This is a genomic window from Streptomyces sp. Je 1-79 (assembly GCF_025195125.1).
In the GTDB taxonomy this organism is placed as follows: domain Bacteria; phylum Actinomycetota; class Actinomycetes; order Streptomycetales; family Streptomycetaceae; genus Streptomyces.
In genome coordinates, this window is record NZ_JAMGSL010000007.1 from 71,852 (window position 1) to 91,435 (window position 19,584).

At 71.8% G+C, this 19,584-nt stretch carries 18 protein-coding genes; 6 read left to right on the forward strand and 12 right to left on the reverse strand.

Features of this window, described 5'->3' with window-relative positions:
• Nucleotides 1-131: 131 nt before the first annotated feature.
• Nucleotides 132-1,262: a zinc-dependent metalloprotease gene (locus M5362_RS15540; RefSeq protein WP_260228127.1), complete on the reverse strand. Its 1,131-nt coding sequence runs from the start codon at nt 1,260-1,262 to the stop codon at nt 132-134.
• 49 nt (nt 1,263-1,311) lie between these two features.
• Nucleotides 1,312-2,826 carry a D-alanyl-D-alanine carboxypeptidase/D-alanyl-D-alanine-endopeptidase gene (gene dacB / locus M5362_RS15545; RefSeq protein ID WP_260228129.1) on the reverse strand — a complete coding sequence of 505 codons (1,515 nt, stop codon included), beginning with the start codon at nt 2,824-2,826 and terminating at the stop codon, nt 1,312-1,314.
• A 102-nt stretch (nt 2,827-2,928) separates the two neighbouring features.
• Between dacB and M5362_RS15550 the strand changes: the two genes are divergently transcribed.
• Nucleotides 2,929-3,423 carry an inorganic diphosphatase gene (locus tag M5362_RS15550; protein WP_003968257.1) on the forward strand — a complete coding sequence of 165 codons (495 nt, stop codon included), beginning with the start codon at nt 2,929-2,931 and terminating at the stop codon, nt 3,421-3,423.
• Between the two features lie 127 nt (nt 3,424-3,550).
• A complete protein-coding gene (locus M5362_RS15555; RefSeq protein ID WP_260228480.1) occupies nt 3,551-5,191 on the forward strand; it encodes a threonine/serine exporter family protein in 1,641 nt (546 codons plus the stop codon).
• Between the two features lie 173 nt (nt 5,192-5,364).
• Here the strand turns inward: M5362_RS15555 and M5362_RS15560 are convergent, their stop codons facing one another.
• On the reverse strand, nt 5,365-6,072 hold the full coding sequence (locus M5362_RS15560; protein ID WP_260228130.1) for a DedA family protein: 708 nt from the start codon (nt 6,070-6,072) through the stop codon (nt 5,365-5,367).
• A 159-nt stretch (nt 6,073-6,231) separates the two neighbouring features.
• Here M5362_RS15560 and M5362_RS15565 point away from each other — a divergent pair, with 159 nt between their 5' ends.
• The 3 genes from M5362_RS15565 to M5362_RS15575 all read left to right on the forward strand — a co-directional run bounded on the left by M5362_RS15565 (nt 6,232) and on the right by M5362_RS15575 (nt 9,411).
• The gene (locus M5362_RS15565; protein WP_260228131.1) at nt 6,232-6,600 is read left to right on the forward strand and encodes a YbjQ family protein; all 369 of its coding nucleotides are present in this window, start codon (nt 6,232-6,234) and stop codon (nt 6,598-6,600) included.
• Between the two features lie 69 nt (nt 6,601-6,669).
• Entirely contained in the window at nt 6,670-7,956 is a 1,287-nt protein-coding gene (locus tag M5362_RS15570) for an ion channel protein (protein WP_374214482.1), read from the forward strand.
• 42 nt (nt 7,957-7,998) lie between these two features.
• The gene (locus tag M5362_RS15575) at nt 7,999-9,411 is read left to right on the forward strand and encodes a glutamate decarboxylase (RefSeq protein WP_260228133.1); all 1,413 of its coding nucleotides are present in this window, start codon (nt 7,999-8,001) and stop codon (nt 9,409-9,411) included.
• A gap of 16 nt (nt 9,412-9,427) precedes the next feature.
• On the opposite strand, the gene M5362_RS15580 is transcribed toward M5362_RS15575, so the two are convergent.
• From M5362_RS15580 to M5362_RS15610, 7 genes are all read right to left on the reverse strand, one after another.
• Nucleotides 9,428-10,282, reverse strand: a complete 855-nt coding sequence (locus M5362_RS15580; RefSeq protein WP_260228134.1) for a sialidase family protein — start codon at nt 10,280-10,282, stop codon at nt 9,428-9,430.
• A 351-nt stretch (nt 10,283-10,633) separates the two neighbouring features.
• Nucleotides 10,634-11,380, reverse strand: coding sequence for an ABC transporter permease (locus M5362_RS15585; protein ID WP_260228481.1), 747 nt, complete (start codon nt 11,378-11,380; stop codon nt 10,634-10,636).
• A 14-nt stretch (nt 11,381-11,394) separates the two neighbouring features.
• Nucleotides 11,395-12,354: an ATP-binding cassette domain-containing protein gene (locus M5362_RS15590; protein WP_260228135.1), complete on the reverse strand. Its 960-nt coding sequence runs from the start codon at nt 12,352-12,354 to the stop codon at nt 11,395-11,397.
• A gap of 76 nt (nt 12,355-12,430) precedes the next feature.
• Nucleotides 12,431-13,072 (reverse strand): PadR family transcriptional regulator, encoded by a 642-nt coding sequence (locus M5362_RS15595; RefSeq protein ID WP_260228136.1) that lies wholly within the window; start codon nt 13,070-13,072, stop codon nt 12,431-12,433.
• A 40-nt stretch (nt 13,073-13,112) separates the two neighbouring features.
• Nucleotides 13,113-13,667, reverse strand: coding sequence for a DinB family protein (locus M5362_RS15600; protein WP_260228137.1), 555 nt, complete (start codon nt 13,665-13,667; stop codon nt 13,113-13,115).
• 98 nt (nt 13,668-13,765) lie between these two features.
• Nucleotides 13,766-15,223 (reverse strand): aldehyde dehydrogenase family protein, encoded by a 1,458-nt coding sequence (locus tag M5362_RS15605; protein WP_260228138.1) that lies wholly within the window; start codon nt 15,221-15,223, stop codon nt 13,766-13,768.
• Between the two features lie 82 nt (nt 15,224-15,305).
• Entirely contained in the window at nt 15,306-16,178 is an 873-nt protein-coding gene (locus tag M5362_RS15610) for a helix-turn-helix transcriptional regulator (protein ID WP_260228139.1), read from the reverse strand.
• Nucleotides 16,179-16,457: 279 nt separating this feature from the next.
• Here M5362_RS15610 and M5362_RS15615 point away from each other — a divergent pair, with 279 nt between their 5' ends.
• On the forward strand, nt 16,458-16,985 hold the full coding sequence (locus M5362_RS15615) for an ATP-binding protein (protein WP_260228140.1): 528 nt from the start codon (nt 16,458-16,460) through the stop codon (nt 16,983-16,985).
• A gap of 65 nt (nt 16,986-17,050) precedes the next feature.
• Here the strand turns inward: M5362_RS15615 and M5362_RS15620 are convergent, their stop codons facing one another.
• Together M5362_RS15620 and M5362_RS15625 are read right to left on the reverse strand one after the other, a co-directional pair.
• Nucleotides 17,051-17,293 (reverse strand): DUF397 domain-containing protein, encoded by a 243-nt coding sequence (locus M5362_RS15620; protein ID WP_260228141.1) that lies wholly within the window; start codon nt 17,291-17,293, stop codon nt 17,051-17,053.
• Nucleotides 17,294-17,511: 218 nt separating this feature from the next.
• Nucleotides 17,512-19,572, reverse strand: coding sequence for an FUSC family protein (locus tag M5362_RS15625; protein ID WP_260228142.1), 2,061 nt, complete (start codon nt 19,570-19,572; stop codon nt 17,512-17,514).
• Nucleotides 19,573-19,584 lie beyond the last annotated feature (12 nt).

Genomic DNA, 19,584 nt, shown 5'->3' on the forward strand with positions numbered 1-19,584 from the left:
CGGTCACTCAGAGTGCGTCGATGGTGACAGAAACCTGGCCGTTACCCGAGCATTGCACGCCCCACCCCTGCTCTACGGTCCCTCGGATGGGTGATTGGCGGTGTGTTCTTCCGTCGTACGTCGCACCCGTCTCACGAGTCTGCCTTACGGTGCACCCTCGCCACCCAGTCGGCCGGTGCGGCGATCTCCGACTTGGTGGGGAGCGTGTTGGGCGAGGTCCACACGCGGTTGAAGCCGTCCATGCCGACCTCGTCGACGACGGCCCGGACGAAGCGTTCTCCGTCGCGGTACTGGCGCAGTTTGGCGTCGAGGCCGAGGAGCTTGCGCAGGGCGAGGTCGAGGCGGGAGGCGCCGCGGGCGCGGCGCTGCTGGAACTTCTCCCGGATCTCGGCGACGGACGGGACGACCTGGGGGCCGACGCCGTCCATGACGTAGTCGGCGTGTCCTTCGAGGAGGGACATGACGGCGGTGAGGCGGCCGAGGATCTCGCGCTGCTCGGGGGTCTGGACGATCTCGACGAGGGAGGGGCTCGGTTCGCCCTCCTCGCCCTCGGGGCGGCTGCCCGTGAGGGCCTGGACGGCTTCGCGCAGCCGCTCGACGACGGTGGAGGGGTCGACCTCGGTGGCGCCGAGGAATGACTGGATCTCGCCCTGGAGGTGGTCGCGCAGCCAGGGGACGGCGGTGAACTGGGTGCGGTGGGTCTCCTCGTGGAGGCAGACCCAGAGCCGGAAGTCGTGCGGGTCGACGCCGAGTTCGCGTTCGACGTGGACGATGTTGGGGGCGACGAGCAGGAGGCGGCCGCCGCCGTTGTCACCGGCGGGCAGGTCGCGGCCGGCGGGGGCGAAGGTCTCGTACTGGCCGAGGATCCGGGAGGCGAGGAACGACAGCAGCATGCCGAGTTCGACGCCGGTGACCTTGCCGCCGACGGCGCCGAGCACGGTGCCGCCGGCCGTGTTGGAGCGCCGTTCCTGCATCTTGTCGAGGAGCGGGGAGAGCAGTTCGCGGAAGCCGGCGACGTTGGCCTTGACCCAGCCGGCCCGGTCCACGACGAGGACGGGGGTGTCGCGTGGTTCGTGGCCCTCGGGGATCATCCGCGTGAAGGCCCTGACGTGTTCCTCGGACGCCTTGGCGTGCCTGCGGAGCTCCGCGACGACGTCGCGGGCCTCTTCGCGGCTCACCTCGGGGCCCGGCCTCACCAGTCGGGTCGCGGTCGCGACCGCGAGATTCCAGTCGACCATCTCGGCACCACCGATGCTCGTCATGCGTCAACCGTACGTTCTCGTCGGCCGTTCGGTGAGGCTTCGTACGCCATCAGCCCTGGGGGGCGAGTGCGGCGGAGAGCCGGTCGAGCGCGGGCTGGGCCGTGTACGGGGAGGGGGTGCGGCCGGCGAGGAAGGCGAAGGCGAGGAGCCGGCCGTCGGCGGTGACGACGGTTCCGGCGAGCGTGTTGACGCCCGTCAGGGTGCCGGTCTTGGCGCGGACGAGGCCGGCGCCGGTGGTGGCGGTTCCGGTGTCGAAGCGGCCTTCGAGGGTGCCGCTGAAGCCGCCGACGGGCAGTCCGGTGAGGACGGGGCGCAGGGCGGGCCGGGTCGGGTCGGCCGCTCGGGTGAGGAGTCCGGTGAGCAGGGCGGCGGAGAGCCGGTTGTCGCGGGAGAGGCCGCTGCCGTCGGCGAAGCGTGTCCCGGCGGTGGGCAGGCCGAGGGAGGCCAGTTCGGCGCGGACGGCCTTGCCGGCGCCGGTGAAGCTCGCGGGCTGCTTGCGGGCGAGGGCGGTCTGGCGGGCGAGGGCTTCGGCGAGGTCGTTGTCGCTGTGGGTGAGGGTCCGCTCGACGAGGTCGGAGAGCGGGGCGGACTCGGTACGGGCCAGCTGGACGGCCTTGGAGCCGTCCGCGGCCTTGCGGTCGTCCGCGGCCTTGGGGTCATTCCCCGCCTCGGAGCCGTTCCCTGCCTTGGAGCCGTTCCCTGCCTCGGGGGCGTTCGCGGCCTTGGGGGCGCGGCCGGGGGTGGGGGTGCCCTGGACCTTCGTACCGGCCTTGGCGAGGAGTTCGGCGAAGGCCTCGGCGGTGTCCCGGGCCGGGTCGGCGGAGCGCGGGGCGGGGCCGCTGTCGGAGGTGTCGAGCCGTCCCGCGTGCAGCATCAGGGCGCTGACCGGGGCGATGTTGTCGTTGGGGCCGATGGGGTGGCGGGCCGGGCCCTGGTAGAGGCGCGTGTCGTAGGCGATCCGTACGCCGCCGGTGACGCCCCGGGCCTTCAGGGCGCGGGCGGTCGAGCCGGCCAGGCTCTTCAGCCGGGCGCGGTCGAGGGTGGGGTCGCCGCCGCCGACGAGGGTGACGGTGCGCGCGTCCGGGGAGGCGACGACGGTGGTCGGGATGCGGTGGTCGGCCCCCAGGGCGGAGAGCGCGGCGACCGAGGTGGCGATCTTGATGGTGGAGGCCGGGGTCATGGGGGTCGTGGCGCCCTCGCCGTAGAGCTGCTTCCCGGTGGTGGCGTCGACGACCGAGGCGGTGCGCAGGGGGCCGAGGCCGGGGTCGGCGAGGAGCGGTACGAGGACGGCGGCGAGGTCGCTCCCGAGGGCGGTCCGCGGGGTGTCGAGCGCGCGGAGCACTCCGGCGGCGCTGGGGGCCGGGGCGGGGCGCTGGGGGCCCGCGGGGGGCCTCGGCGCCGCGTGATGTGCGCCACCTGTCGGGGTCGCGGCGGCCGCCCGGGCGCGCTCGGCCTTACGCTGACCGTTGTCCCACGGTCCGGCGGCGGTCACGGCTCCGGCGGAGAGGGCCAGACCCAGTACGGCGGAGCACGCCGTGAGCTGCCAGGTCCTCGGCTCCGGCATTGCTGACCAGCCCCTTTCGCGATCACACACAGGCGTGAGGGACACTTAATCACTGCGCGTTGCCGCAGGCATTCACATGTGTTGATTCAGGAGGAGCCACCCGTGGAGTTCGACGTCACCATCGAGATCCCGAAGGGGTCGCGGAACAAGTACGAGGTCGACCACGAGACGGGTCGCATCCGCCTGGACCGCCGCCTCTTCACCTCGACCAGCTACCCGGCCGACTACGGCTTCGTCGAGAACACCCTCGGCGAGGACGGCGACCCGCTGGACGCGCTCGTCATCCTGGACGAGCCGACGTTCCCCGGCTGCCTGATCAAGTGCCGCGCCATCGGCATGTTCCGCATGACGGACGAGGCCGGCGGCGACGACAAGCTGCTGTGCGTCCCCGCCTCGGACCCGCGTGTCGAGCACCTGCGCGACATCCACCACGTGTCGGAGTTCGACCGCCTGGAGATCCAGCACTTCTTCGAGGTCTACAAGGACCTGGAGCCGGGCAAGTCGGTCGAGGGCGCCGACTGGGTCGGCCGCGCCGAGGCCGAGGCCGAGATCGAGGCCTCGTACAAGCGCCTGGAGGCGCAGGGCGGCGCCCACTGAGTGGGTCCGCCTTCGACGTCGTGACGGGCGGCGCACCTCTGCGGAGGTGCGCCGCCCGTCTCGCGTGAGGTCGTATGCCCGTGGTCATACTGGGCAGAAGGCGCGAATGGGAGTGAGGGCGAACAGAGTGGTCGTGGAGGCGGACGGCCCGGAGGACCGGAAGCCGCAGTCGGACGAGGCGCGCAGCGCCTTCACCCCGCCGTCGGGTGTCGAGCAGCCGGTGTTGCCGGAGGAGGAGCACCCGACCTCCGAGTTCGCCGTTCCCGAGGGGCTGGCGCCGGAGCCGCCGGCCGAGCCCGAGGGTTCGGCGTTCGCGCCGCCGTCGACCTACTCCGCGAAGCACGCGCCGCCGGCCTTCACGCCGGCCCACGGCCTGCCGATGGTGCGGCTGCCGGCGGACGCGCCCTGGCAGGACCGGATGCGGACGATGCTGCGGCTGCCGGTCGGCGACCGGCCGGTGCCGGAGACGGCGCGCAAGGAGGACGAGGCGGGGCCCGCGGTGGGCCGTGTGCTCGACCTGACCCTGCGTATCGGCGAGCTGCTGCTCGCGGGCGGGGAGGGCGCGGAGGACGTCGAGGCGGCGATGTTCGCGATCTGCCGTTCGTACGGTCTGGACCGCTGCGAGCCGACGGTCACCTTCACGCTGCTGTCGATCACGCACCAGCCGTCGCTGGTGGACGACCCGGTCACGGCCAACCGGACCGTACGGCGCCGGGGCACGGACTACACCCGGCTGGAGGCGGTCTACCAGCTGCTCGCCGACATCAACGCGGACGAGGTCTCCCCTGAGGAGGCGTACCGGCGGCTGGCGGAGATGAGGCGCAACCGGCACCCGTACCCCGGATGGGTGCTGTCGTCGGCGGCGGGTGTGCTGGCGGGCGCGGCCTCGGTGCTGCTCGGCGGCGGGTTCACGGTCTTCATGGTGGCGGCGCTGGGCGCGGTGCTCGGCGACCGGCTGGCGTGGCTCTGCGCGGGCCGCGGGCTGCCGGAGTTCTACCAGTTCCTGGTGGCGGCGATGCCGCCGGCCGCGATGGGGGTGCTGCTGACGCTGCTCCACGCGGATCTGCGGCCCTCCGCGGTCATCACGGGTGGCCTGTTCGCGCTGATCCCGGGGCGGGCGCTGGTGGCGGCCGTCCAGGACGGTCTGACGGGCTTCTACATCACGGCCTCGGCCCGGCTCCTGGAGGTCGGGTACTTCTTCGTGGCGATCGTGGTGGGTGTGCTGTCGGTGCTGTACCTGGCCGTGCAGTTCGACGCGCAGCTGAACCCGGACGGGGTGCTGAACCCGGTCGAGCGGCCGGTGGTGCAGATCCTGGCGTCGATGGTGCTGTGCGCGACCTTCGCGATCCTGCTGCAGCAGTCGCGGCAGACGGTGCTCTTCGCGACGCTGAACGGCGGGGTGGCGTGGGTGATCTACGCGGCGATCGCCGTGACGGCCGGCGGGTCGGCGGTGATGGCGACGGCGGTGGCGGCGGGTCTCGTGGGTCTGTTCGGGCAGCTGGCCGCCCGCTACAACCACACGTCGTCCCTGCCGTACGTGACGGCGGCGATCGGGCCGCTGCTCCCGGGTTCGGCGACGTACTTCGGGGTGCTGGGCATCGCCCAGAACAACCTGGACCAGGGCTTCGCCTCCCTGGCGAAGGCGGCGGCCCTGGCCCTGGCGATCGCGATCGGCGTCAACCTGGGTGGCGAGCTGGCCCGGCTCTTCATGCAGGCTCCGCGCGCGGCGGCGGGCCGCCGCGCGGCGAAGCGGACGAGGGGCTTCTGACCCGGCCCTGCCACGCGAAGCGGGCCGGACGCGAGCCGGACGCGCCGGGCCCGACCTGCGGGGCCGATGTGCCGGGGCCCGACCTCCGGGGCCCACGGGTCGGAGCCCGACGTGCCGGAGCCCCGAGGAACCGGGTTCCGGTTCTTCGGGGCTCCAGGGTCGGGCTCTCTGCGTCAGCGCTTGGCGTGGCGGCCGCGGCCGCCCGGGTTCTGCGTCCCGGGGCCGTCGTCGCCGGTCTCGGCCTCCTGGGCCTTGGCCTTCTTGGACTGGGAGCGGGCCCGGAGGTACTCGATCACGATCGGGACCACGGAGATCGCGACGATCAGGATGAGGATCGCCTCGATGTGCTGGTGCACGAAGTCGATCTTGCCGAGGGAGGCGCCGAGCACGGTCACGCCCGCGCCCCACAGCACACCGCCGATGATGTTGAAGGTGATGAACGAGCGGTAGTTCATCCGGCTCACACCGGCGATGATCGGCGTGAACGTGCGCACGATCGGCACGAAGCGGGCCAGGATCAGCGACTTGGGGCCGTGCTTCTCGAAGAACTCGTGCGCCTTCTCCACGTTCTCCTGCTTGAAGAGCTTGGAGTCGGGGCGCTTGAAGAGGGCCGGGCCGACCTTGCGGCCGAAGAGATAGCCGACCTGGTCGCCGATGATGGCGGCGGCCACGACGAGCGTGCAGACGAGCCACAGCGGCGTGTCGAGCTTGCCGGTGGTGACCAGCAGTCCGGTGGTGAAGAGCAGCGAGTCGCCGGGCAGGAAGAACCCGATGAGCAGGCCGGACTCGGCGAAGACGATGACGAGGACACCGATCAGACCGAAGGTCTGAATCAGATAGTCCGGGTCCAGCCAGCTCGGTCCGAGGGCAAGCGTATTCACGGGGTTCCGGGCTCCTGCGGTCGGTGGGGGCGGGGGACGGCTGCCCCAAAGTATCAACGCATTCTTACGGCTCCGGGTTCCAAGGGCATCCCACCGGTCCTCTCCAGGATGCGGCGGTGGGCGGCCGGGCCGACGCTGGTGGCCAGGAGGTGGATGCGTATGGGCATCGAGGATTACGGCGGCGGTCAGGGACCGCAGACGGATGTGCTGGTCGTCACCACGAACGACGTTCCCGGCTACGAGATCCGGCAGGTCATCGGCGAGGTCTTCGGGCTGACGGTGCGCTCCCGGCATCTGGGCAGCCAGATCGGCGCCGGTCTGAAGTCGATGATCGGCGGGGAGCTGAAGGGTCTGACGAAGACTCTGGTGGAGACCCGCAACCAGGCGATGGAGCGGCTGGTGGAGCAGGCGAAGGCGCGCGGCGCCAACGCCGTGCTGATGTTCCGCTTCGACGTGTCGGAGGCCGCGGACGTGGGGACCGAGGTCTGTGCGTACGGCACGGCGGCGGTGATCGCGCCTCGGGCCTGAACGGAGGGCGACACCCCCAACTCTCGGGGTGTTGTGCGGCTTTTGTGCCCCTATGGTGGGGCGGTGGCCATCGATAACCCGTCGTCCGGGCCCCCGCCCCCCACCCCCCGGTCGCCCGCCCGCACCCTGTTGCCGCAGGTCCTGCCCGCCCTCGTGGTCGGCGTGGTGGCGAGTCTGCTCTTCCTCGGGATCGAGTGGCTCTCCGAGGAGTTCGAGCACGTCCTGTGGCACACCCTTCCCGGTGCCCTGGGCATCGGCGGCTTCTCCGTCTTCTGGACGATCCTCATGCTCACCGCGACGGGGTTCGCGGTGGGTCTCGTCGTCTGGAAGGTGCCGGGGCACGCGGGTCCCGATCCGTCGGAGACGGGCCTCGGCGGCAAGCCCCTCGCGCCCGCGGTCGTCCCCGGGCTGCTTCTCGCGGGCACGCTCACGCTGGCCGGCGGGGTCAGCCTCGGACCGGAGAACCCGATCATCGCGGCCAATGTCGCGCTGGCCTACTGGATCGGCAGAAAGGCGGCGCCCGCCGCGCCCGGTGCGGTGTGGGTCGTACTCGCCTCCTCCGCCACCATCGGCGCCCTCTTCGGCACCCCGGTGGCCGCCGCCCTGGTCATCTCCGAGGCCCTCACCCGCCAGCCGGACGCCAAGTCCTCGCTGTGGGACCGGCTCTTCGCCCCGCTGATCGCCGCCGGAGCCGGGTCGATGACCACCTCGCTCCTGGCGCACCCGACCTTCGACATGTCGCTGCCCGAGCTGACCGACCCGGGCTGGGACGATCTGCTCGCCTCGATGGTCGTCGCCACCGCCGCGGCCCTCTTCGGCCTCCTCTGCTGCTACGGCCTCCCCCATGTCCACCGCGTCTTCCAGCGGCTGCGGCACCCGATGCTGATGATCCCGGCCGGCGGTCTTGTCCTCGGCCTGCTGGGCGCGTTCGGCGGGTCGCTGACGCTTTTCAAGGGCCTGGAGCAGGTCAAGGAGCTGACCGAGAACATCGGCAGCTACTCCTCGGGCGAACTGGCCAAGATGGCCGTGGTCAAGCTCGCCGCCCTGCTGGTCGCCGCCTCGTGCGGATTCGTGGGCGGCCGGATCTTCCCCGCGGTCTTCATCGGCGTCGCCTTCGGCATGTTCACCCAGGCGCTGGTCCCCGAGATCCACCCCGCCGTCGCCGTCTCCTCCGGCGTGCTCGGCGTGCTGCTCGCGACGACCCGGCAGGGCTGGGTGAGTCTCTTCGTCGCCGCCGTCCTCTCCTCCTCGCCCTCGATGCTCTCGCTGCTCTGCCTGGCCTCCCTGCCCGCCTGGCTGGTCGTCACGGGACGCCCTCAGCTCGAACTGGACGAGCAGGGCGCCGCCCTGCACTGACACACCCCCGGACCGCACCGCACACCCCCCGAAGGAGCCCCCATGGCACTGCACAAGGGCCACGCCGAGCCCGAGCCGGACCGGCACCTCGCCCTCAACCCGTTCTACGGCCTGGCCAACCCGGTCGGCGGCATGACCGAGGCGCCGCCGCTCCACCGGCTCCCCGACGGCCCGCTGCCGCCCATGAGCGCCTATCAGGTGGTCCACGACGAGCTCATGCTCGACGGGAACTCCCGGCTCAACCTCGCCACCTTCGTCACCACCTGGATGGAGCCCCAGGCCGGTGTCCTGATGGCCGAGTGCCGCGACAAGAACATGATCGACAAAGATGAGTACCCACGGACGGCCGAACTGGAGCGGCGCTGCGTGGCCATGCTCGCCGACCTCTGGAACGCCCCGGACCCCTCGGCCGCCGTCGGCTGCTCCACCACCGGCTCCAGCGAGGCATGCATGCTCGCCGGTATGGCCCTCAAGCGCCGCTGGGCCAAGAAGAACGCCGACCGCTATCCCGGCAGCGCCCGGCCCAATCTCGTGATGGGCATCAACGTGCAGGTCTGCTGGGAGAAGTTCTGCAACTTCTGGGAGGTCGAGGCCCGGCTCGTGCCCATGGAGGGAGACCGCTTCCACATGGACGCGGAGTCGGCCGCCGCGCTCTGCGACGAGAACACCATCGGTGTGGTCGCCGTGCTCGGCTCGACCTTCGACGGCTCCTACGAACCGGTCGCGGAGATCTGCTCCGCGCTCGACGCCCTCCAGGAACGCACCGGCCTCGACATCCCCGTCCACGTCGACGGCGCGTCCGGCGCGATGGTCGCCCCCTTCGTGGACGAGGACCTGGTCTGGGACTTCCGGCTGCCCCGGGTCTCCTCGATCAACACCTCCGGTCACAAGTACGGCCTGGTCTACCCGGGCGTCGGCTGGGCCCTGTGGCGCTCGCCGGACGAGCTCCCCGAGGAACTCGTCTTCCGGGTCAACTACCTCGGCGGCGACATGCCCACCTTCGCCCTCAACTTCTCCCGGCCGGGCGCCCAGGTCGTCGCGCAGTACTACACGTTCCTGAGGCTCGGCCGGGAGGGTTACCGGGCGGTCCAGCAGACCACCCGGGACATCGCCCGCACGGTCTCCGAACGGATCGAGGCGATCGGCGAATTCCGCCTCCTCACCCGCGGCGACCAGCTGCCGGTCTTCGCGTTCACCACCGCCCCCGACGTGAGCCGCTTCGACGTCTTCGACGTCTCGCGCCGGCTGCGGGAGCGCGGCTGGCTCGTCCCGGCGTACACCTTCCCCGCCAACCGGGAGGACCTGTCGGTGCTGCGCGTGGTCTGCCGCAACGGCTTCTCGGCCGACCTCGCGGGGCTGTTCATCGACGACCTGAACCGGGTCCTGCCCGACCTGCGCCGCCAGTCCGGTCCGTCGGCCGACGACAAGGCGGCCGCCACCTCCTTCCACCACTGAGCGCGCCGGCCGGCCGTCATGGGTTCGCGCCCTCGCACGCCAGGCCGAACTCCGCCCAGCTCTCGCCGTCGACGGATATCGCGTAGCGGCAGTCGGTGGCCGTGCGAAGCAGCCCGATCGGCGTACGGCGGACAAAGCCCGGCCCCTCGCCCGAGGGGCGGAAGCCGCGGCCGCCGTCGACGCTGACGTACTCCCGGTCCTCGGCGGCGATCAGCAGCCGGCCGTCCCGGCCGGGCACGGGCAGCCCCAGGAGCGAGCGCGGCTCCACCACCGGGCCCGTCGTCCACATCCGCTCCCAGGTGCGGCCGCCGTCCACGGAGCGGTGCAGGGCGCGCAGGGGGTTCTTGACCGGCTTCCCGCCCTTCAGCTCGCCCATCTCCGCCGCGTAGACCGCCTCCTGACCGACCGCCACCGAGGTGTACCAGCCGGGGCCGGCGGCCGGGCTCGGCAGCCGGGCCACCGACCAGGAGCGGCCGTCGTCACGGGAGACGGCGACCGCGGCCCGGCCCGAGAGGGGGTCGGTGCCGGAGACCCACCAGGAGCCGTCGGGCTCCGCCACCGCGGCCGGCCTCGGCCGCGCCCCGAGCGACGGCGCCTCGGCGAGCGCACGCCTCCGGCCGTCCTGCGGGGAGACCACGACCAGCCGCTCGCGGACGCAGTCGTCCCCGCGCGGACCGGCGGGCCGCGCGCAGTCGGTGACGAGGACCGATCCGGGCGGTATCGCCGGGGCCGTCCCGGTCGTGCGCAGGTCGCCCTCGCGCCAGGTCCGCCCGCCGTCCCGGGTGAACCAGGTCCGCCGCGCCTCCGGCTCCGCGCCGCCCTCCCGCTGCCGCGGATTCCGTCCGGCGAGGAGCTGCCCGGGTGGTCGCACAGCCCGGGATTCGCGGCGGACGGGAGCGGGTTCGCGCTCCTCGCCGACTGCGTGGAGGACGCGAGGACGCCGGACCCGCCCGGACCGCCCGGACCCCCCGGCGAACCCGAACCGACCGACCCGCCCGGCACACTCGGACTCGAAGCCCCCGCAGCCGAGGGCCCCGCCCCGGAAGGCCCCGACCCCGAAGCCCCCGCACCCGTACCCGCACCCGTACAAGCCGTCAACACCAGCGCCACGACGGCGCCGGCCGCTCCACAGAGCCTGCGCATCGCCCGTCCCCCTGCCCCTCGCCCGGTCCGCGGTGAACCGTCTGCCTTAGGTACACCGCTCGACCGGTTCGGGTTCCCGCTACGCGCTCAGCCGCCTGAACCTCCGTACCGCCAGCGGGAAGAAGACCGCGAGCAGCACCAGCGGCCACACCACCGCCGCCATCACGTGCCCCGGCTCACCACCCGGGTTGCCGAACAGATCCCGTACCGCCGTCGCCGTCGCCGACATCGGGTTCCACTCCACGACGGTCCCCAGCCACCCCGGCATGGAGCCGGGCGAGGCGAAGGCGTTGGAGAGGAAGCCGACCGGCCAGACCAGGATCTGCACGGCCATCACCAGCTCGGCCCGTCCCGCGACCATCGCCAGGTAGATCCCGATCCACAGCATCGCGAACCGGAGCAGGAGCAGCAGCCCCACCGCTCCGAGGAAGGCCCACCCACCGCCGTGCGCCCGCCAGCCGATCGCGTACCCGACGCCGATCATCAGCAGCAGTCCGGCCGCGGACTGGAGCATGTCGGCGACCGAACGGCCCACCAGGACCGCCCCGTCGGCCATCGGCATCGAGCGGAAGCGGTCGATCACACCCTTGTTGAGGTCCTGCGTGACGGCCGTCATCGTGCCTTCGAGGCCGAAGACCATCGTCAGGGTGAGCATGCCGGGCACGAGGAAGTCGACGTACTCGCCCTCGATCCCCCGTCCGCCGCCGACGAGATAGCCGAACATCAGCAGCATCATGATCGGGAAGACAAGGCCGACGACCATCTGCACCGGCTGCCGCGCCCAGTGGGCCAGTTCCCTCCTGGTCATGGTCCAGCAGTCGCTCATCACATACGTCGCGCTCACGCCGCCGCCTCCGCCTTCTCGTCCTGTGCGTCTCCGGTCAGATGGAGGAAGACCTCGTCGAGGGTCGGCCGCCGCAGGGCGATGTCCTCCGCCTCGATACCGGCCGCCTCCAGGGCGCGTACGGTCTCGGCGAGCGCCGCCATCCGGTCCGTGACGGGCGCGCTGATCCGCCGCCGGTCCGTGTCGACCCTCACCTCGGATCCGGCGGCCGGCAGCAGCCGGGCCGCCTCGCCGAGCCGCCGGGCGTCGCGCAGGACGACGTCGATGCGGTCGCCGCCCACCTTCGCCTTCAGCTCGTCGGCCGTCCCGTCGGCGACGACCCGGCCGTGGTCGACGACCGAGATCCGGTCGGCGAGCTGGTCGGCCTCCTCCAGGTACTGGGTGGTGAGCAGGACGGTCGTCCCTCCGCCCACCAGCGAGCGCACCGACTCCCACACCTCGCCGCGGCCCCGCGGGTCGAGTCCGGTCGTGGGCTCGTCCAGGAAGAGCACCTCCGGATCGGTGATCAGCGAGGCGGCGAGGTCGAGGCGCCGCCGCATACCGCCGCTGTACTGCTTGACGGGCTTGCGTCCGGTGTCCGCGAGCCCGAACCGCTCCAGGAGCTCGTCGGCCCGCGCGCCGGCCCGTCGGGCGCCCAGGTGGTACAGCCGCCCGAACATCTCCAGGTTCTGCCGGCCGCCCAGCTCCTCGTCGACGGCCGCGTGCTGTCCGAGAAGGCCGATCCGGCGCCGCACCTCGGACGCCCGGGTCCGGACGTCGAAGCCGGCCACCCGCACCAGGCCCTCGTCGTGCCGCAGCAGCGTCGCCAGGATCCGTACCGCCGTGGTCTTCCCCGCGCCGTTGGGGCCGAGCACCCCGTGCACCGTGCCGCGCCCCACGGCCAGGTCGAGGCCGTCGAGCGCCTGCTTGTCCCCGTACCGCTTCCGCGCGCCTTCGACGACGATCGCGTCAGTCATTCCAGCCCTCCAAGCCAGTAGTCAAACTTGACCACTCGGCCGAAGGTACGCCACCCGCTCGATTGGTCAAACTTGATTAGTCAGTTTCCGGGTCGGGCTCGCCCGTCGCGAACGGGTTCTCCTGACCCTCGGCGAGCACCCCCACGAAGGGCTCACCGCCCTCGCCCGCGAACGAGTACGCGCCCGCCTCGATCCGCTCGATCAGACCGAGCGTCCACTCCTTGCCGGCGTCGGCGGAGTGGACCCAGAGGTGCATGATCTCGCCGATGTGCCCGAGCTGCTGCGGGCCGCCCTCCGGCGTGTAGTACTCGGTGACGGACGTACGCCACTCGTCGAGCGCCCGCACCCGCTGCCGCAGCAGCTCCACGACCTCCCCCCGGGGGAGGTCCACGATGAACCCGATCCCCGCCGAGAGGACGTCCATCTTCTGGTCGTACGTGGTCAGCGCCTCGCGCAGCAGCGCGAAGTACTCCTCGGTGCCCTTCTCCGTCACCTCGTACTCGGTGCGCGGCGGGCCGCCCGCCGTGCTCGGCGCGATCTCGTACGCGCGCAGCAGGCCTTGCTTCGCCATCTGCTTGAGCGCGTGGTAGATCGAGCCGGGCTTGGCGTTGGACCACTCGTGCGCGCCCCAGAACTCCAGGTCGTTGCGGATCTGGTAGCCGTGGGCCCGCCCGTGCTGGCGGACCGCGCCGAGGACAAGAAGCCGGATCGCTGACACCCTCGTACCTCCTAGTCAATTTTGACTAGGGTACGCGTGATCACCCCGCGACCGGGGCCGTGGCCTGCTCCTCCGCGATCAGGGTGAAGGAGTCCTTGCCGTCCAGGGACTCGCGGATGATGTCCGCGTGGCCGGCGTGCCGCCCCATCTCCTGGACCAGGTGGAGCAGCATCCAGCGGATCGAGACGCGGCCGTCCTCGGGGAACCACGGCGCGGGCGGCAGCGGGAAGGTCTCGTCCAGGCTCGGCACGGACCGGACGAAGTCCTCGGTCTCCTTGGCCACACCCTCCCAGAAGGCCAGCGTGCCGGGGATGCTCTCGTCCTCCACGAGCCTGAAGCCGTCGCCCCACGTCTCCTGGGTGCGGTGCTTCTCGTTCGGACGCTGCTGGGCCAGCCGGAGCCAGGCCAGCTCCACCTCGGCGACGTGCTTGATCAGGCCGGAGAGGCTGAGCGTGCTGGCGCTGGGGCGGCTCGCCGCCTGCTCCTCGGTGAGACCGAGGGCGGCGCGGCGGATCGCGGCCCGCTGGACCTCGACGAAGTTGAGGAACGCTCCGCGCTCGTCGCCCCGGGCCTCCGCGGGAACAAGAGCAACCATGATGTCCGCCTTCCTGACACGAAAGAGATGGTGGGTGCCGGGGAGTTCTCCTCTCCCGACACCCACCACGCTACGAACCCTTGAGGACAGCTGCTGTCCTAGAAGGGGAACCGGCTTCGGCCGTGCTGGATCGAGATCCACTTCTGGGTCGTGAAGGCGTCGATCATCGCGTCGCCGTTGAGCCGGCCGATGCCCGAGTGCTTCTCGCCGCCGAAGGGCACGATCGGCTCGTCGGCCACGGTGCCGTCGTTGATGTGGATCATGCCGGTGTGGATGCGCTTGGCGACCCGTACGCCCCGCTCGATGTCACCCGTGTGGACGGCGCCGCTCAGGCCGTACGGCGTGTCGTTGGCGATCCGTACCGCCTCCTCCTCGCCGTCGAAGGGGATGAGGAGGGCGACCGGGCCGAAGATCTCCTGGCTCAGCACGGGCGCGTCGGCCGGAAGGCCGCTCAGGACCGACGGAGAGACGACGTTGCCGTCCGCCGAGCCGTGCAGCAGGGCTGTGGCGCCGGCCTCCACGGCCTGCTCGACGACGGCCGAGACCGACTCCGCCTGCTGGGAGTTGATGAGCGGACCGATGTGGGTGGCGGGGTCGGCCGGGTCGCCGACGCGCAGGGTCTTCACCTTCGCGACGAACTTCTCGGTGAACTCCTCCTCCAGCGTGCGGTCCACCAGGATCCGGTTGGCGGCCATGCAGACCTGGCCCTGGTGCACGAAGCGGCTGAAGACGGCCGCGTCCACGGCGTAGTCGACGTCGGCGTCGTCGAGGACGATCAGGGCGCTGTTGCCGCCGAGTTCGAGGACGGCGTGCTTGAAGTTCTGCGCGCAGACGGTCGCGACGTGGCGGCCGACCTTGTCGGAGCCGGTGAAGGAGATCACCTTGGGCACCGGGTGGGTGAGCAGCGCGTCGCCGATCTCGGCTATGTCGGTGACGACGACGTTCAGCAGACCGGCCGGCAGACCGGCGTCCTCCAGGACCTTCGCGACGAGGGTGCCGCCGCAGATCGGGGTGTTCTGGTGCGGCTTGAGGACGACCGCGTTGCCGAGCGCGAGCGCGGGCGCGACCGACTTGAGGGAGAGGAGGAAGGGGAAGTTGAAGGGGGAGATGACACCGACGACACCGACCGGGAGACGGTAGACGCGGTTCTCCTTGCCGTCGACCGGCGAGGGCAGGATCCTGCCCTCGGGCCGCAGCGCCAGCTGGATCGCCTCGCGCAGGAACTCCTTGGCGAGGTGCAGTTCGAAGGCCGCCTTCAGGCGCGTGCCACCGAGTTCGGCGACGATCGCGTCGCCGATCTCCTGCTCGCGGTCCTCGATGATCCGCAGGGCGCGCTCGAAGACGAGCCGGCGGGTGTACGGGTTGGTCTCGGCCCACTCGCGCTGGGCGCGCTCGGCGGCGCGGTAGGCGCGGTCGACCTCGTCGGCGGTGGCCACGGTGATCGAGGCGAGCTTCTCCCCGGTGTACGGGTTGAAGTCGATGATGTCCCACGAGCCGCTGCCGGGCTTCCACTCGCCGTCTATGTACTGGTGGGCCAGGTCGGTGAAGTAGGACATGTGGCGAGACCCCTTAACCCGCGGTGGCGGACGTGGCGACTGTGACGACTGGACTCTGATGTCACGTCATCGTACTTACGTCCTACGTGAGTTGAAGGAGACCTCGGAGAAGATCCCGGCTTTCGGCCGGATCGGGACTGTCCTCGGCCAGCCGCTCCATCACGCGCGCGTACTGGGCGACCTCCTCGCGCTTGTCGAGGTACAGCGCGCTGGTCAGCTGCTCCAGATAGACGACGTCGGAGAGGTCGGACTCGGGGAAGCTCAGCATCGTGAACGCGCCGCTCTCGCCGGCGTGGCCGCCGTAGCTGAAGGGCATGACCTGGAGCGTGACGTTCGGGTGCTCGGAGATCTCGATGAGGTGCCTCAACTGCCCCTGCATCACGGCCCGGTCGCCGTACGGGCGGCGCAGCGACGCCTCGTCGAGGACGGCGTGGAAGCGCGGAGCGCGCTCGGAGACGAGGACCTTCTGGCGCTCCAGGCGCAGCGCGACACGGCGCTCGACATCGGCGCGGGGGGCATCGGGCATGCCCCGGGTGACGACGGCGTGCGCGTACGCCTCGGTCTGCAACAGCCCGTGCACGAACTGGACTTCGTAGACGCGAATGAGGGAGGCGGCGCCCTCCAGGCCGATGTACGTCTGGAACCAGCCGGGCAGGACGTCGCCGAAGCTGTGCCACCAGCCGGCCACGTTCGCCTCGCGGGCGAGCCCGAGGAGCGAGCCGCGCTCGCTCTCGTCGCTGACGCCGTAGAGCGTGAGCAGGTCCTCGACGTCTCTGGCCTTGAAGCTCACCCTGCCCAACTCCATACGGCTGATCTTGGATTCGGACGCGCGGATCGAGTAGCCGGCTGCCTCGCGGGTGATGCCGCGCGACTCGCGCAACCGCCTCAGCTGCGAACCCAGCAGGATGCGCCGCACGACGCTCCCGCTCGCTCCGCTCGATTCGACTGCGGTCACGGCTCCAGCCTCTCCTTCGCGGTCTCGGGCCCCCGGATTCTGCCACTAAACGCTTCAGCCCGTACACATTCGATTACGGAAAGACGGCAACTTCAGGGCGACTTCCTGATCAAGGCGAAAGTAGTCGGCAGAAGATATGCACAGAATCGGCACGGTCATGGACAGGTCCGGCGCGTGCACGTGCATCTGCCCTTGCATCCAGTGGTCGCATTCGGAACGATGGACCCCGCGCAACCGCACCACATCCGCGATTCGCCGCGATTCCCGGGAGTGCCTCGCATGGGGACGAATGGATCGACCATGCTCGAGCCGTTACGGCAGGGGCTTCCGCCGATCGATCCCGCCGCCGTCTCCAGCTCGGCCTCCTGCGCCCTGCCGCCCGCGTACGAAGCGGTGCGCGGCGCACGGAAGTTCACCCGGGCGACGCTCGCGCAGTGGGACCTCACCGAGCGCTTCGACGACGTCGCCCTGGTCGTCTCCGAACTCGTCACCAACGCCCTGCGGCACGCGCTGCCGTCGGAGGCGGCACACGGCGCACGGGAGGTCCGGGGCCATCACGAGGACGGCCGGAACGGACCCCCCGTCCGCCTGCATCTGATGCGCTGGACCAGCCGGCTGGTGTGCGCGGTGCGCGACCCGAGCCACAAGAGCCCGGAGACGCGCGCGGGCGACGAGGACTTCGCGGCCGAGTCGGGACGCGGGCTGTTCCTCGTCGACTCCTTCAGCGACGGCTGGGGATGGCACCCGCTGGCCGGGACGCTGCACGGCAAGGTGGTGTGGGCGCTGTTCCGCGTCGGACCGGAGTGACGCGCGTAGTACGTGAAAAGGGCCCCGGCGGGATGCCGGGGCCCTTTCCCGTGCGCGCGGTGGACTCACACCAGGTGGTCGAACTCCCCGTCCTTGACCCCCAGCAGCAGCGCCTCGATCTCGGCGGGCGTGTAGACCAGCGCGGGCCCGTCCGGGTGACGCGAGTTGCGCACGGCGACGTTCCCGCCCGGCAGCTTGGCGAACTCCACGCAGGACCCCTGGGAGTTGCTGTGCCGGCTCTTCTGCCACACGACACCCCGGAGCTCCGTGGCCGCCATGCCGTTGTACGCGTGGTGCGCGTGCTGCATTGGTAGCTCCCCGAGATGTTTGATGCAGGTGTCAACTTCCTCGGATCATAGCTGTGTTCATATGCCGATGCATGAGCAGATGCACGTGCACGCGGGGTGGCGTAGCGACTACGCGACTCAGCGTGCTACCTGCGAGTAGGGCAAGAACACCCGCCGGTAGAGGGGACGCCGTCACGGGCCAGAAGGTTCCGGCGCGTCAGGCGCGCGTCAGGCGTGCATCAGGCGCGCTTCGGGGCGGCTTCCTCGGCGAGGGCATGCGAAAGGTCGTCGAGTGCGTCGACGAGGAGGGCCGCGCTCCTGGTCAGCAGCGGGTCGTCGGCCGGTCCCCAGGCCGCGGCCGCCTCCCTGACCTCGTCCCAGTCCGGCGCCCTGCGCTCCCGTACCGCCTTCGCGCCCCGTTCGGTCGCCCGGCGCAGCGCCTCGGCGAGCGTCGCGGCGGCCGGGACGGGCGGGGTGCCGCGCTCCGGGAGATGCGCCTCCATCAGCATCGCGACCCTGCCGAACTGGGCGAGCGCGTGCCCCGCGTCGTCCGCCGCCGCCCGTGACAGACCGCGGTGGCGCACCGGTTCGTGGGTCGCCCGGTCCACCGCCTCCTGCCAGGCGATCCTGGCGGCGCGGGTGTCGAGCAGCGCCTCACGCACGTCGGGACAGGCCGTACCGGCCGGGTTGGCGTAGTGGGCGACGACGGAGGCGGCGTAACGGCCGTCGGACACCAGCCAGTCGGCGAGCCGGCCGCGCAGCCGGGGCGTCTCCCAGGCCGGGTACACGGCGTACGCGAGCATCGCGAGGATCCCGCCGAGGAGGGTGAGGACCACGCGCTCGAAGACGGTCTGCGTCCAGGCCGAACCGCCCACGCCGAGCAGGAAGACGACGTACGCGGCGACGCACACCTGGGTGACGGCGTACCCGGTGCGCAGCAGCAGGTACATCCCGAAGGCGCAGATCACGGCGAGCGCGGCGGAGAGGTACATGCCCGGGTCGGCGGCCTGCACGATCCCGGTGGCGAGGGCGACGCCGACGAGGGTGCCTCCGAAGCGGGCGACGGAACGGGAGTACGTCTGCGAGAAGTCCGGGCGCATGACCATGACGGAGGCCATCGGCGCCCAGTAGCCGTGCCCCAGGGGGAGCGCGGAACCGAGGACGTAACCGGCGGTGGTGACCGCGGTGACGCGGACGGCGTGGCGCAGGACCGGCGAGTCGGGGCGCACCTCGGCCCGCATCCTGGCCGCGACGACGGGGACGAGGCGCACGAGCGTGGGGCGGGAGCGGGCGTCGGAGGCGGTCTCGGTCCGGGGCTCGGCGGTCTCCACGACGTCGTCGAGGAGGGCGGCGAGACGGACGGCGGCGCGGCGCGGGGGTCCGTCGAGGATCGCGCCGGTGTCGGGGGTACGGAGCGCGGCGACGGCGGCGGGCGGGAGGTCGACGGGCTCGCCGTGCCGGATCGCGTGGGCGGCGGCGTCCAGCACCTCTCCGGCGGCCGCGAGGAGCTCACGGACCCTGTCCCGTTCCGGGCCCTCGGCCGAGGCGCCGACGGCCGGGTCGGCGAGGGAGGCGAGCACCGGGCGGATGCGCTCGGCGAGACCGCGGGCGCCGTGCAGTTCGGCGGGGCGGCGGCGGGCCTGGCGCGGGGTGACGGCGGCGGCGCTGCGGGCGGTCATGAGCGGGACGGGGTCGAAGGAGGCGACGGGGTCGTCACGGAGGCGACGGGCGTAGTCCGCCTCGGCGGCGAGCGCGTCGGCGAGGGCGTCGCGCTGGGGTCCCCAGCGGCGGACCGGCAGGACGACGAGGAGCGCGGCCTGCACGAGCCCGCCGACGGCGATCATCGCCGCGTGGCCGGCGGCTTCGGCGACGGAGGTGGGGAGGGTGACCGTCACCAGCATCATCGCGACGTTGGAGGAGGCGATGATGCCGACGGTGGGGCCCGCGGCCCAGGCGAGACCGGAGAGGAAGGTCCACACGGCGAGCAGGGCCAGGAAGAGGGCCAGGTGGTCGCCGGCGTTCGTGAGGTAGCCCAGGAAGGTGGAGACGGCGAGGCTGGCACCGGAGGCGAGGGCGAGGGTCGGGCGGGGGCGCCAGGAGCGCTGGAAGGTGGCGATGGCGGCCTGGAACGCGCCGAACGCGGAGGAGACGGCGGCGCCGGGCCCGAAGAGCGCGAGGGTGACACCGACGACGAGGGCGAGGCCGAGGGCGGCGCGGGCGGCCACGAGCGGTTCCAGCCGCCGCCGCTCGACGGTGAGCCCGGAACGGGCGGTCTCCTTCAGGGCCCGGAGCCAGCTCATGGCGCCGAGCCT

Bases quoted from the DNA above. Each gene is read 5' to 3' on its own strand.
- M5362_RS15540 (WP_260228127.1), bottom strand. From the start codon at position 1,262: ATGACGAGCATCGGTGGTGCCGAGATGGTCGACTGGAATCTCGCGGTC.
- dacB (WP_260228129.1), bottom strand. From the start codon at position 2,826: ATGCCGGAGCCGAGGACCTGGCAGCTCACGGCGTGCTCCGCCGTACTG.
- M5362_RS15565 (WP_260228131.1), top strand. From the start codon at position 6,232: ATGGGCATCGAGGATTACGGCGGCGGTCAGGGACCGCAGACGGATGTG.
- M5362_RS15575 (WP_260228133.1), top strand. From the start codon at position 7,999: ATGGCACTGCACAAGGGCCACGCCGAGCCCGAGCCGGACCGGCACCTC.
- M5362_RS15585 (WP_260228481.1), bottom strand. From the start codon at position 11,380: ATGAGCGACTGCTGGACCATGACCAGGAGGGAACTGGCCCACTGGGCG.
- M5362_RS15590 (WP_260228135.1), bottom strand. From the start codon at position 12,354: ATGACTGACGCGATCGTCGTCGAAGGCGCGCGGAAGCGGTACGGGGAC.
- M5362_RS15600 (WP_260228137.1), bottom strand. From the start codon at position 13,667: ATGGTTGCTCTTGTTCCCGCGGAGGCCCGGGGCGACGAGCGCGGAGCG.
- M5362_RS15605 (WP_260228138.1), bottom strand. From the start codon at position 15,223: ATGTCCTACTTCACCGACCTGGCCCACCAGTACATAGACGGCGAGTGG.
- M5362_RS15615 (WP_260228140.1), top strand. From the start codon at position 16,458: ATGGGGACGAATGGATCGACCATGCTCGAGCCGTTACGGCAGGGGCTT.
- M5362_RS15620 (WP_260228141.1), bottom strand. From the start codon at position 17,293: ATGCAGCACGCGCACCACGCGTACAACGGCATGGCGGCCACGGAGCTC.
- M5362_RS15625 (WP_260228142.1), bottom strand. From the start codon at position 19,572: ATGAGCTGGCTCCGGGCCCTGAAGGAGACCGCCCGTTCCGGGCTCACC.